12 protein-coding genes are annotated in these 11,516 nt (G+C 63.6%); 4 read left to right on the forward strand and 8 right to left on the reverse strand.

The window, feature by feature from the left end; translation table 11 throughout:
* The first annotated feature begins 69 nt into the window (after window positions 1–69).
* Complete coding sequence (locus tag QM748_RS15360; RefSeq protein ID WP_415247778.1) at window positions 70–1,071, forward strand: DUF72 domain-containing protein; 1,002 nt, start codon at window positions 70–72, stop codon at window positions 1,069–1,071.
* Between the two features lie 21 nt (window positions 1,072–1,092).
* On the opposite strand, the gene QM748_RS15365 is transcribed toward QM748_RS15360, so the two are convergent.
* The 7 genes from QM748_RS15365 to QM748_RS15395 all read right to left on the reverse strand — a co-directional run bounded on the left by QM748_RS15365 (window position 1,093) and on the right by QM748_RS15395 (window position 6,834).
* A complete protein-coding gene (locus QM748_RS15365) occupies window positions 1,093–2,310 on the reverse strand; it encodes a diguanylate cyclase domain-containing protein (RefSeq protein WP_415247779.1) in 1,218 nt (405 codons plus the stop codon).
* Window positions 2,307–3,179, reverse strand: a complete 873-nt coding sequence (locus QM748_RS15370) for an amino acid ABC transporter substrate-binding protein (protein WP_415247780.1) — start codon at window positions 3,177–3,179, stop codon at window positions 2,307–2,309. Before QM748_RS15370 ends, QM748_RS15365 begins: the two co-directional genes overlap by 4 nt.
* A 2-nt stretch (window positions 3,180–3,181) precedes the next feature.
* Window positions 3,182–3,565: a hypothetical protein gene (locus QM748_RS15375; RefSeq protein WP_415247781.1), complete on the reverse strand. Its 384-nt coding sequence runs from the start codon at window positions 3,563–3,565 to the stop codon at window positions 3,182–3,184.
* Between the two features lie 49 nt (window positions 3,566–3,614).
* Entirely contained in the window at window positions 3,615–4,478 is an 864-nt protein-coding gene (locus tag QM748_RS15380) for an SPFH domain-containing protein (protein WP_415247782.1), read from the reverse strand.
* A 27-nt stretch (window positions 4,479–4,505) separates the two neighbouring features.
* A complete protein-coding gene (locus QM748_RS15385; RefSeq protein WP_415247783.1) occupies window positions 4,506–4,961 on the reverse strand; it encodes an NfeD family protein in 456 nt (151 codons plus the stop codon).
* Between the two features lie 334 nt (window positions 4,962–5,295).
* Complete coding sequence (locus QM748_RS15390; protein ID WP_415247784.1) at window positions 5,296–6,288, reverse strand: recombination-associated protein RdgC; 993 nt, start codon at window positions 6,286–6,288, stop codon at window positions 5,296–5,298.
* A gap of 72 nt (window positions 6,289–6,360) precedes the next feature.
* Window positions 6,361–6,834 carry an SRPBCC family protein gene (locus QM748_RS15395; RefSeq protein WP_415247785.1) on the reverse strand — a complete coding sequence of 158 codons (474 nt, stop codon included), beginning with the start codon at window positions 6,832–6,834 and terminating at the stop codon, window positions 6,361–6,363.
* 61 nt (window positions 6,835–6,895) lie between these two features.
* Between QM748_RS15395 and QM748_RS15400 the strand changes: the two genes are divergently transcribed.
* From QM748_RS15400 to efp, 3 genes are all read left to right on the forward strand, one after another.
* On the forward strand, window positions 6,896–7,630 hold the full coding sequence (locus QM748_RS15400; RefSeq protein WP_415247786.1) for a 16S rRNA pseudouridine(516) synthase: 735 nt from the start codon (window positions 6,896–6,898) through the stop codon (window positions 7,628–7,630).
* Window positions 7,631–7,870: 240 nt separating this feature from the next.
* Window positions 7,871–9,127 carry an elongation factor P maturation arginine rhamnosyltransferase EarP gene (gene earP / locus QM748_RS15405; protein WP_415247787.1) on the forward strand — a complete coding sequence of 419 codons (1,257 nt, stop codon included), beginning with the start codon at window positions 7,871–7,873 and terminating at the stop codon, window positions 9,125–9,127.
* Window positions 9,128–9,194: 67 nt separating this feature from the next.
* On the forward strand, window positions 9,195–9,752 hold the full coding sequence (gene efp, locus QM748_RS15410) for an elongation factor P (protein WP_004342278.1): 558 nt from the start codon (window positions 9,195–9,197) through the stop codon (window positions 9,750–9,752).
* Between the two features lie 57 nt (window positions 9,753–9,809).
* On the opposite strand, the gene QM748_RS15415 is transcribed toward efp, so the two are convergent.
* The gene (locus QM748_RS15415; protein WP_415247788.1) at window positions 9,810–11,510 is read right to left on the reverse strand and encodes a hypothetical protein; all 1,701 of its coding nucleotides are present in this window, start codon (window positions 11,508–11,510) and stop codon (window positions 9,810–9,812) included.
* Window positions 11,511–11,516 lie beyond the last annotated feature (6 nt).

Here is an 11,516-nt window from a genome sequence, read left to right on the forward strand (position 1 = left end):
CGACGATTATCCCGCAGCGGCTTAGAATTCCGCTCATCGAGTCTCACTCACCGAATCCATTCCCCTGACATGCAGAATTCGCTTTTCGACGATGACGGCGCCGGCCTGCCGCCGGTGGTCGAGGCCGCGACACTAGATCCGGCGCTGCTCGAGCTGGCCGCCGCGCTGCCTCCTCGGCTCCGCTTCGGCACTTCGTCGTGGAACTACCCCGGCTGGGCCGGACTGGTGTGGAAGCGCGACTATCCGGATGCGGTGTTGTCCAGCCACGGCCTGCCGGCCTATGCGCAGCATCCGCTGTTCCGCACGGTCGGGCTCGACCGCAGCTTCTACCGGCCACTGAGCGCAGCCCAGTACGCCGACTACGCCGCGCAGGTACCCGAGGATTTCCGCTTCGTGATCAAGGCGCCGGGCGCCGTGACCGATGCCATGCTGCGCGACTCATCGGGCCGCGGGCGGCAGCCGAATCCCGATTTCCTCGCCACGGAACCTGCGCTGCGGGATTTCATCGAGCCCGTGCTGGCCGGCATGGGCAAGAAAGCCGGCGCGCTGGTGTTCCAGATCAGCCCGCTGCCCACCGACTGGCTGCCGCGGATACCCGAATTGATCGCACGCCTGCACACGATGCTGGCCGCCATTCCCGACCTGCGCACCACTGCGCCCGACGCCGTGGTGGCAGTGGAAGTACGCGATGCGCAATGGCTGGTGCCGGCTTTCACCCAGGCGCTGCGCGACACCGGCGCGACCTACTGCATGGGCCTGCATGCCAAGATGCCGCGCATCGCCGATCAGCTTCCGGTTCTGCGTGCGCTGTGGCCGGGGCCGCTGGTGTGCCGCTGGAACCTCAATCCGCTGCACGGCGCCTTCGGCTACGAGGAGGCGCGCCGGGTGTATGCGCCCTACGACAAGCTGGTCGATCCGGACCTGGACACCCGCGCCGCGCTGGCACGGGTCATTGCCGGCACGGTCGGCGCCGGCCAGAACGCCTACGTCACGCTCAGCAACAAGGCCGAAGGCAGCTCGCCGCTGTCGATACAGGCCCTGGCCGACGCCGTCCGCACATTGCGACACTAAGCGCACGGAGCAGACCGTCTTTCACTGCTCGCGCTTCTTGTTGGCATACATGGCCTGGTCGGCATGGGCGAGCAGGGTCACGCTGCTGGTGCCGTCAGTGGGGAAACAGGCCGCGCCGATGCTGGCGCCGACCTTGAGGATATGCCCGCCATGCTCCAGCGGTGCGGAGATGGCCTTGTACAGCTTATCGATCAAAACCTGGGGCTCGTAGGGCTCATGGAGGTTTTCGGCAATGACGACGAACTCGTCGCCGCCAAGGCGGACCACGGTGTCGGAGCAGCGCACGTTGTTCAGCAGGCGGCGCGCCATTTCCTGCAGCACGGCATCCCCTGCCGCATGGCCATAAGTATCGTTGACCGGCTTGAAGCGGTTCAGGTCGATCAGCAGCACACAGCCGATGGTGTCCTGCCGCTCGGCGCGCGCGACCGCACTCGCCAGTTCTTCTTCCAGCACCAGCCGGTTGCCGAGCTTGGTCAGCGGATCGAGGCGGGCAATTTCCATCAGCATCTGCTCGTTGTCGCGCAGCTTGTCGATCACGCTGGCGAGCTCGGTCATCAATTCGTCATAGGCATACATGACGTCGCCGAGCTCGTCGTTGTGCTTGCGGATTTCGTCGTCGAGCCGCGGAGAGTCCTCGCCGACGAAGTCCACGCCAGTGTGGATGGCAGCCTGGAAGCGCGCCAGCCGCTGGCTGATGGTGCGCCTGAAGACCAGGATCGCACCCGCCATCATCACCCCGAGCATGACGAAGAACAGCACCAGGTAGCGCCACAGCATGTCGAGCGCGGCATTCACGATGGAAGCCGGGCGGAAAGCCACTTCCAATTCACCTACGGCGTACTGGCGTCCCTGCGGGTCGACATAGGTCACGCGCTCGCTGTACTGCTGCTCCTGCGCTTGCTCGGACACGCTCCCGCCAGCCATCAGCGACAGGTTGTTGCAGAAATCCCGCACCTGGGCGCCTGATACCGTCGGCAGCGAAACCAGCGCATCGATCACGCCCTGCGAGGTCGTGCTGTCGCAATCCCACAGCGGCTTGACCATGGCATCCGAAAAGACTCGGACGATTTCCTGCCGGTGCGAAACCTGTGCCGCAAGCTCCACCCGGTAGCCGATGAATACCGTACCGGCAGCAGCCAGCAGGAAAGCAATGACCAGTGGCACCAGCAGCTGGCTGATGAACTGGAGATACAACGGCCGACGAGGCTGTGCGTTGCGCCACGGCGATTCGAGGCTCACTTTGCCCTGTCCTCGAAAAGTAGATGGCGGTATTTCGGCGGAACCAGGTCGTAGCCGTAGAACGGATTGGGGATGTCGATGATGACGCGGTCCTTGAAGACCGAGTTCGGCGGCGGCTTGCGGTACTGCTGCCAGATCTTCAGGAAGCGGCCGTTGGCAGCCATTTTGTCGAAGCCGCGCTGCAGCGCATCGAAGACCTCGTCGGCATCGGGCCTGGGCGACACCCACACGAAGCGGAACCAGGGATAACGCACGATCACGTGCGGATCGATGGTCAGCTGCGGATATTTCTTGCGGAAATGGGGCAGGAAATGGGTGAGCGTCTCTTCCAGCCCGAGCGGAAAAAGGTCGAGAAAGCCGGCCTCCATCTGCAGGGCGAACTCGCCGTCGGCCCAGTCCTTGATTTCCTTGGTCTGGATGCCCGCCGCGCGGTAGATCTCGACATCCATCCAGCCCACGTTCTGCCCCAGGCTGAAGGCCCGCAGGTCTTCCGCGGTGCGGACGCCGGCAAGCATGTCGCGCCGGCTTTCCAGCAGCAGATTGACCCGGTAGCCCAGCAGGCCGCGATCGAGCGGAATCGGGATCATCCTCAGCTTGCCGCTGCGCACCAGCTCGAGACGGATGGGCGTGGCCGGCATCATGTCGATGTGGGTCAGCCCTTCGGTGATCAGGGCCACGTTGCGCCGCTCGTTGCCCTTGGACGCATCGACCAAGTCGACGGTCAGCCCGCCGCTGCGGAGCGCCTCCTGCACCAGCGCACGGGCATGCGCAAGATGGGGTTCGTTCTGCACTGTCAGCGTCGCCGCGGCAGCGCCGGCAGCCATGAACAAGCCGCAGAGGAACAGGCAGAAACGAGTCGGCAAGGCCATGCTCACTTGCTGGTCAGAATGCCTTCAGAAACCTTCTTGCCCTTGGAATAGAGCGCGATCTGGCCGTCCTCGGACTCGACTTCCATGCAGCCGGAGTTGCCTTGCAGCTTGCCGTCCAGCCATTCACGGCAGTAGCGGCCCTGATCGTCCACCCACCAGCGGCCGTTGGCACCCGAAGCGTCGGTCAACTTGCCGTCGGCCCCGAAATTGAGCGTGTAAGCGGATTCGGTGCGCAGATAGACACCGATGAAGGTCGCCCCGCTCAGCATCTTCTCGACTTCGGCCCTGTCGGTGATGATGTTCTGCGCCATTGCGCTGCCCGTGGCGGCAGACAAAGCCGTTGCGGCCAGCAACACACGTCCTGCAGTACGGATATCTAGTTTCATGCCTGTCTTCCTGTTGCCTGGTTTGCTTCGATTCATGGAACCGCGGCTTTCAGCCGCGCGCGCCCAGCTTGCCGACGAGGCCGCGCAGGGTTTCCTGCAGGTCGGCCGGCATCACCACCACCTTGGAGCCGCTGCCTTCACCCAGCTTCTCCAGCGAAGCGATGTACTTCTCGCCCAGCAGGTAGAGCATCGGCGTGGTCTGGTCGCCGATGCTGGCCGACACCCGGCGGATGGATTCGGCAGAAGCCTCGGCCAGCATCACCTGGGCATTGGCGTCGCGCTTGGCCGCCTCCAGCCGGGCCTCGGCCTCGAGGATCGCCGCCTGCTTGGCGCCTTCGGCCTTGGTCACCGCGGCCTTGCGCTCGCGTTCGGCGGCAGCCTGCAATTCCATCGCCTTCTGCATCGACGGCGATGGCTTGATGTCCTGGATCTCGACCGATTTCACCGTCAGCCCCCAGTCCACTGCCTCGTCGGCGATGCTCTCGCGCAGCCTGGCCTTGATCTTGTCGCGCGACGATAAGGCCTCGTCCAGCTCCATTTCGCCGACGATCGAGCGCAATGTCGTCATGATCAGGTTGCGGATCGCTTCGGAGAAGTCGGTCACGCCATACACCGCCTTGACCGGATCGGTCACCTTCACGAAAGCGATCGCATTGGTCAGGATCACCGCATTGTCGCGGGTGATCACTTCCTGCTCCTGCACATCGAGGATGATGTCCTTGGTCACCAGCTTGTAGGCGACGTTGTCGAGATAAGGGATCAGGATGTTGAGGCCGGGCCGCAACGTGGCGTGGTACTTGCCGAGCCGTTCGACCACCCATTCCTCGCCCTGGGAGACGAGCCGCACGCCCTTGGCAATGGTGATGACGATGAAGATCAGGACGGCGAGCGCAATGGCGAGGCCTTCGGTCATGGATGTGTTTCCCGTGGATTGAAACGATCAGGCCTTCGCCACCTTGACGAAGCTGCCCTCGACGCTGACGACACGCACCCGCTCGCCGGCCGCGATCGGGCTTTCTGCCATGCAGGCCCATTCCTCCGCCCCCAGTACCGGGCGCTGGAAGCGTACCTTGCCGCGCTCGAACGGCGCCACCGCACTGACCAGCAAGCCGATTTCACCGATGACTTCGCCCGCCGCGGTGCCGATCAGGGTCTTGTGCTGTGAACGCTTGAACACCTTGAACCACAGCACCGCCATCGCCACCGATGCGGCCGTCCAGGCAACGATCTGAGTCGGCAGGGACAGGTCCGGCACTGCCAGCAGCAACAGTCCGACCAACAGCGCGCCGAGGCCGAACCAGATGACGAAAAAGGCCGGAATCACCAGCTCGAGCAGCACCAGCCCGACACCGACGATTTCCCAATGCCACCATTCGATGAGCGATGTGTAGTCCATGGCGCGACTTTAGCGCAGCTCGGCGGCTGCCGGTTCGATTCCTCAGTACGGCTGGGTATCTGGTGCAGTGGAAAAACTGTGGTCCAGAAGGGGAGGAAACTGTGGACAAAGCCGGTTCTGCTGCACATGGTGTTTTTCATCAACAAAGCATCCAGTGCTTCCAGGCGAACCATGCACGGCCTTATGCAGTACACAAGAAACTGTTTTTAAAGTGATAAAGAAGCTTATCCACAGAAACGGGACCTACATGATGTTTACAGTCTTTTAAATATATAAAACCTGTGTACACCAAAAAGAAAAAGCCCTTTCCTTGCGGGAAAGGGCCTGAAAGAGGTCAGAACGGCGGATCGTCTGCCGCCACGCCTGTTGCTGTTTCAGGAGTCGGCACCTTCATCGCCGGCGTGGCGTCCGGTTTTGCCTCGGCCGGTGTGGCCACGATCTCGCCACCCAGTGCCTGCACGATTGCCGGCAGCAGATGGGCAAGTTCACCGGTCATCAGCGCGAATTCAGCGTTGAACAGCGCTTCGGCGTCATCCTGCTCGCCGTCGATCTGGTCGCGCACGACGTCGAGGAAATCCAGGCGCTTGACCTCCAGCTTCTCGGTCAGCACGAAGCTGATGCGGTCGTCGAAGGTCAGCGCCAGCCGGGTCGGCAGTTTGCCGGCCTCGAGGTGGCCCTTCACTTCCTCGCCTTCCAGGGTATGGCGGACGTAGCGCACCGCGGCCTTGTCCTCGCCGATCGAGCGCAGCTCGCAATCCTGGTCGATGGTGAAGCCTTCCGGCGCCTCGCCGCCGGCCAGCCAGTCGGCCATCGCCGAAGTCGGCGAGCGTTCGGTGCGCAGCAGGCTCAGCGGGAAGCTGTCGAGGGTGTGGCGCAGCTGTTCGAGCACGTCCTCGGCCTTGCTCTGGCTGGCCGCATCGACCACCAGCCAGCCATTGACCGGGTCGATCCAGGCGAACATGCGGCGGCGGCGGGTGAAGGCGCGCGGCATCAGCTCCTGCGTGATCTGCTCGCGCAGTTCCTTCATCTGCTTGCGGCCGAGCTTGTAGCCCTGCTGCTCGGCCATCTCCTCGGCGCGCCCATCGGCTTCCTGCTTGACCACCGCCGAAGGCAGCAGCCGGTGCTCGAAGCCCAGCGACACCAGCCACTGGCCGCCGACGGCATGCACCAGCACCTCGTTGTTCAGCGGCGACAACCAGCCGCGGCTTTCCATGTCCTGGCTGCCGCAGGAATGGAAGGGTTTCTTCGCCAGCTGCTCTTCGAAGCGTTCGGCACTCATGTCCCAGTTGGCTGGCAGGCGATAGATCTGCAGGTTCTTGAACCACATTGCTTGGGGTCTTCCTTGTCGTGAACGAAAACACGCCCGCCACGGCTGCAGCGGGCGCGATGAAAGATGGATTTACTGCTGCAAGCCGCCGGACGCGGCGATCATGCGGATGACACGGACGGTATCGACGTCGGACTGGTGATAGGCCGAGCGCACGAACTCCGCGTAGCGGCCGTCCTCGCTGCCGGCGCCTTCGGGCAGCGTGGTGCGGTAGCGGAAGCGCAGGAACAGCGAACCGGCTTCCGGCTCCTCGATGCTGATCGTCAGGCTGCCGCCGGCGTGCTCGTCGTTGGCTTCGGATTCGAAGCAGATCCACTCCATCGTCTTGAAGCTCACGCGGTCACGGACGATCGCATGGCCGAAATGCAGGTCGCGCACCAGCTCACCCTCCCTGCGCTCGACGATGTTGCAGGCTTCCAGGCCGGGCAGGAAGGCACGCGCGTCTTCCGCCCTGCACAGCAGGCCGAACCACAGCTCCTCGCGTGTCAGCACGTCCTGCTGCGGATCGGCAAGATCATTGACTTCGACCAGGTGTTCGAAATTCACGGGCATCTCCTGAACGGCGAGCGCGACAGTTTACCCCGATGCCCGCCATGGCCGGGATAACATGCGCCCCATGCAGATCGAACGACTCCTCCATTCCCAGGGATTCGGCAGCCGCAAGGAATGCCGCGCCCTGATCCGTGCCGGCCACGTCAGCGTCGCCGGTGTTCCGTGCGAAGACCCTTCCGCCGATTTCGCCCCGGGCAGCAGCGACGGCTCGGCCGGCCTCGAATTCAGCGTCGGCGACGAAAGCTGGCACTACCGGGCCAAGGCCTACCTGATGCTGCACAAGCCCGCCGGCTACGAGTGCTCGCACAAGCCGACCTTCCATCCGTCCGTGTTCACCCTGATGCCGCAGCAGATGCTGCTGCGCGGCGTGCAGTGCGTCGGCCGGCTGGACCAGGACACGACGGGCCTGCTGCTGCTGTCGGACGACGGCCAGTTCATCCACCAGTGGAGTTCGGGCAAGAAGCGCACGCCGAAAGTGTATGAAGTGACGCTGAAGCATCCGGTCGATGAAAGCTTCACTGCCCGTCTGCTCGCAGGCGTCGAATTGCACGACGAACCGGAGCCGATCGCCGCTGCCGCCTGTGTGCTGATCTCGCCGACACAGCTGCAACTGACCATCTGCGAAGGCAAGTACCACCAGGTCAAGCGCATGATCGCTGCCGCCGGCAACCGGGTGGAAGCCTTGCAACGCAGCAAGGTCGGCGGCTTGGCGCTCGATCCGGAACTTGCGCCGGGGCAGTGGCGCTGGCTGGAAGCTGACGATCTGCAGACTTTGGCCGATTTCACCTGAACCACTTCTGGTATGGCGCGTGAGCGCCTTTCCAGCCCTGCCCCGGGCCTTTCACTTTGTTTTTTCACCTGCAGGTCGTGTGTAAGGAAAGGGGGCAGGTTTGTTCTATATGTTTTTCTTTTTATTTAAAGATAAAGATGTAAACAGTCGGACGAAATCTGTGGATAAGTCCATCAAGGCCTTGAGGCCCGCTGCTTCCAGGACTGTAGAACAGCGTGGACAAGGCTGCTGGATCCCTGTGTGCCGATTGTCCATGGTTTTTTCGGTAATGCGCTTTTTCCCCTTTGTTCACAAGCTTTCCCCTTTTTCTGCGCAAAACTATCCACATTCATGAATGCCGCCCATGTAGATTCCGTACCCACGTGGGAGATCTTCTGCCAGGTTGTGGATAATTTTGGGGATATCGGCGTGTGCTGGCGGCTGGCGCAGGATCTGGCGGCGCGTACGGGTGCCGGCGTCCGGTTGTGGGTGGATGACTGGGCGGTGCTGTTGCGTCTCTGTCCGGCAGCCGAAGGCATCGATCCGGCCGTAGGCGGTGTCATTGCTGGCGTGGAACTGCGCCAGTGGACAGAACCCTTGCCTGCGGCTGAAGCGGCCGGCATTGTCGTCGAGGCCTTTGCCTGCGAACTTCCAGACACGCATCTGCAAGCCATGGCGCGGCGGCAGCCGGCGCCGGTGTGGATCAACCTCGAGTATCTTTCGGCCGAGGACTGGGTGGCGGGCTGCCACGGCATGGCTTCACCGCATCCGCGCCTGCCGCTGACCAAGCATTTCTTCTTTCCGGGCTTTGGCCGCGGGACTGGCGGTTTGCTGCGCGAACGCGGGCTGTTGGAGCGCCGCGATGCCTTCCTGAGCAATCGCGAGGAATGGCTTGCGCGCCGAGGCGTCCGGCCCGGCGCAGGCGAAACCTGTGTGTCGCTGTTTGCCTACGAACAGCCCGCCCTGCCTGCTCTGCTGCAGGCCTGGATGCATGGTCCACGGCGGACGCATCTGTTCGTTCCCGAAGGCCGGGTGCTGGCGGACGTGGCGCGTGCCTTCGGCCGTGGCGGGCTCGGTGCTGGCGATGTCGTGAGCGAGGGGGCACTGGACCTGCATGTGCTGCCTTTCACCGACCAAGGCGGCTACGACGAACTGCTGTGGGCCTGCGATCTCAACTTCGTGCGCGGCGAGGATTCCTTCGTCCGCGCCCAGTGGGCGGGCAAACCTTTCGTCTGGCACATCTATCCGCAGCAGGACGGGGCCCACTTCGACAAACTCGAAGCCTTCTTGGCGTGTTACACCGCCGGTCTGGCGTTGCCGGAGAAGGCTGCGTTGGGCGATTTCTGGCAAGCCTGGAATGGCCGCGGCGATCCTGCTGCAGCCTGGCCGGCATTCGCCGCTGTGTTTCCGGCGCTGGGCCGTCACGCGGCCGCCTGGGGGGATTCGCTCGCTGCCCAGCCGGATCTGGGGACACGCCTGGTGGAATTCTGTTCGCACAGCAGGGCGCCGGCAGGGTAGAATCCTGCGGCTAAATTTTTCAAGGACATGCGGCGCCTGCGCCGCATCGATTCAATCAGGAAACAGCATGAAAACCGCTCAGGAACTCCGCTCGGGCAACGTCATCATGGTCGGCAGCGACCCGCTGGTGGTGCAGAAGGCCGAATACAACAAGTCCGGCCGCAACTCCGCGGTCGTGAAGATGAAGCTCAAGAACCTGCTCACCGGCGCGCCGTCCGAGTCGGTTTACAAGGCCGATGACAAATTCGAAGTCGTGGTGCTCGACCGCAAGGAAGTCACCTACTCCTACTTCGCCGATCCGATGTACGTGTTCATGGACGCCGACTACGAGCAGTACGAAGTCGAAGCCGAGAACATGACCGACGCCCTGAAGTACCTCGAAGACGGCCTGCAGTGCGAAGTCGTGTTCTACAACGGCAAGGCGATCTCGGTCGAGCTGCCCAACAGCGTCGTGCGCGAAGTGGTCTATACCGAACCGGCCGTCAAGGGCGACACCTCGGGCAAGGTCATGAAGCCGGCCCGTATCGGCACCGGCTTCGAGCTGCCGGTTCCGGCCTTCGTCGAAATCGGTGACAAGATCGAAATCGACACCCGTACCGACGAGTACAAGAACCGCGTCAAGTAAGCACCGCTCGCATGCCGCACGAGAGGCCCCGTCATGGGGCCTTTCCTTTTTCGGGCTTCATTCGCGACCGGGCCGCCACACTGCGGCGAAAGCCTTGAACTTGCTCCAGGTTGACAGGCGTTCGTCCGATACCGCGTCGAGGAAGTCCGACAGGCGCTTCGATTTCACCATCGTGTAGATCGTCAGCCCGCTGAAGATTGCAGCGACCAGCACGAACAGGAGCAGCCGCCGGGACAGCGGCGAATTCGCTTCCGCCAGCAGGTTCATGCCGAGGAAGCCGGTGGTCATCGAGCCGATCAGGCCGAAGATCGTCACCACCGTCAGCCGCACCACCGTGTTGGCCTGGCGGCGCAGGCCGTCGGCGTCGAGATAGGTATTCATGTCGGCAGTGCGTTCCTTGACTTCGGCGTACAGCGAATCGGTCTGCAGGTGCTCGGTGGTCATGCGGAACAGCGCGCGCGTCTGTGCCTGTTCGGCGATGTCGTGGAACCAGTAGCGGTGGGTGAAGCGCAGGAAGCCCTCGAAACTGGCGCGGATCGCACGCTTGAAGCGCCGCACGCTGGCCGGATCGCTGACCCGCAGCGGCTTCAGCGCTTCGACCAGGCGCTCGGAAAAGGTCAGCAGGGCTGCTTTCTGGAAGTGCGCGATCAGGAACAGCAGGAAATGCTGGTGGCGGAACTGCGCCAGCACGCCGCGCTGGCGGTCGGTGAAGAAGGCCGAGCGGGCGTCGCCCACCACGATCAGGGCATGGCCGCTGCACAGGTAACGGGTATGGGGCGCGGAGCCGCCGGCGCTCCAGAAGCGGTCATAGCAGTAGCGGCGCTCGAAGTCCGCGAGATGGAGTTCGGCGTAGGGCGCCGTGGCCTTGTCCGTCCCGCTTTCGCTGTTGTCATCGCTGCTGGGTGTGGCTGGTCTCCTGCGCGGCGCGGCGCCAGTCACCAGGCCTAGGCGGATGAAATCATTGCGCGTCAGCGCGCCGGGATCGTCGAGCGCCAGGTAGGCCGCCAGCGGCATGCGGTGGTATTCGATCTGGCGGTAGCGCAGCGCGCCTTTTTCGTCGGCATGGGCGCTGACCAGCGGGCGCATCAGGAAAGCCCAGTTCGCCGCGATGCGCGGTGAGCGATGGCGGCTGACGTGAGTCAGGAAAGCCTGCCTGTCGTGGGCGTCGGAGCGCGCCAGCACCGTGCCGTCGGCGGCCAGCCATTCGGATCGCGCCAGGCCGTGCAGCGCCTTGCCGTGCTCGTCCCAGCCCGAGGGGTAGGCGCGGCCGATGCGGTACATCAGGTCCTGCACCTGCGGCAAGGGCATGTCCTCGCCCCTGACTTCGACGTTGAGGATCACCACATCGATGTCGAAGAAGAAGTACAGATGCACATGCACGACGTCCAGCGTCACCGGCTCGTCGTGTTCGTGCGCGGCGATGCGCATCCTGGTCACGTCGCGGCGCTTGAAGACCCGTACCGGCGCGCCTGCGCCGGGCTCGCCGCCAGCTGCCGAGCGGCCTTCGCCGTACAGGAACTGCTGAACGTAGGGCAGGAAGGTGATGAACTCGCTGTAGTGGCGCTCCTCGAAGAAGCTGCCTTCGCGCTCGATGTCATGCTCCACTTCGCGCCACGGCGAGCCCTCGCCCATGTCGCGCAGCACCTCCCATGGCCGTAGCTGTGCCTCTGCCATGCCAGGCGCGGGCAGCAGGCGCAGCGGCCACAGCAGGGCCAGGCGGAATTGGGACACCCTCGGTTCGGCGGCGGATTCGTCCATCGCCTG

It is taken from the genome of Thauera sp. (genome assembly GCF_047601425.1).
Lineage (GTDB): Bacteria > Pseudomonadota > Gammaproteobacteria > Burkholderiales > Rhodocyclaceae > Thauera.

What these genes read in the sequence shown, in the direction of transcription:
- QM748_RS15360 (WP_415247778.1), top strand. Translation starts at nt 70, where the DNA reads ATGCAGAATTCGCTTTTCGACGATGACGGCGCCGGCCTGCCGCCGGTG.
- QM748_RS15370 (WP_415247780.1), bottom strand. Translation starts at nt 3,179, where the DNA reads ATGGCCTTGCCGACTCGTTTCTGCCTGTTCCTCTGCGGCTTGTTCATG.
- QM748_RS15375 (WP_415247781.1), bottom strand. Translation starts at nt 3,565, where the DNA reads ATGAAACTAGATATCCGTACTGCAGGACGTGTGTTGCTGGCCGCAACG.
- QM748_RS15380 (WP_415247782.1), bottom strand. Translation starts at nt 4,478, where the DNA reads ATGACCGAAGGCCTCGCCATTGCGCTCGCCGTCCTGATCTTCATCGTC.
- QM748_RS15385 (WP_415247783.1), bottom strand. Translation starts at nt 4,961, where the DNA reads ATGGACTACACATCGCTCATCGAATGGTGGCATTGGGAAATCGTCGGT.
- QM748_RS15390 (WP_415247784.1), bottom strand. Translation starts at nt 6,288, where the DNA reads ATGTGGTTCAAGAACCTGCAGATCTATCGCCTGCCAGCCAACTGGGAC.
- QM748_RS15400 (WP_415247786.1), top strand. Translation starts at nt 6,896, where the DNA reads ATGCGCCCCATGCAGATCGAACGACTCCTCCATTCCCAGGGATTCGGC.
- efp (WP_004342278.1), top strand. Translation starts at nt 9,195, where the DNA reads ATGAAAACCGCTCAGGAACTCCGCTCGGGCAACGTCATCATGGTCGGC.
- QM748_RS15415 (WP_415247788.1), bottom strand. Translation starts at nt 11,510, where the DNA reads ATGGACGAATCCGCCGCCGAACCGAGGGTGTCCCAATTCCGCCTGGCC.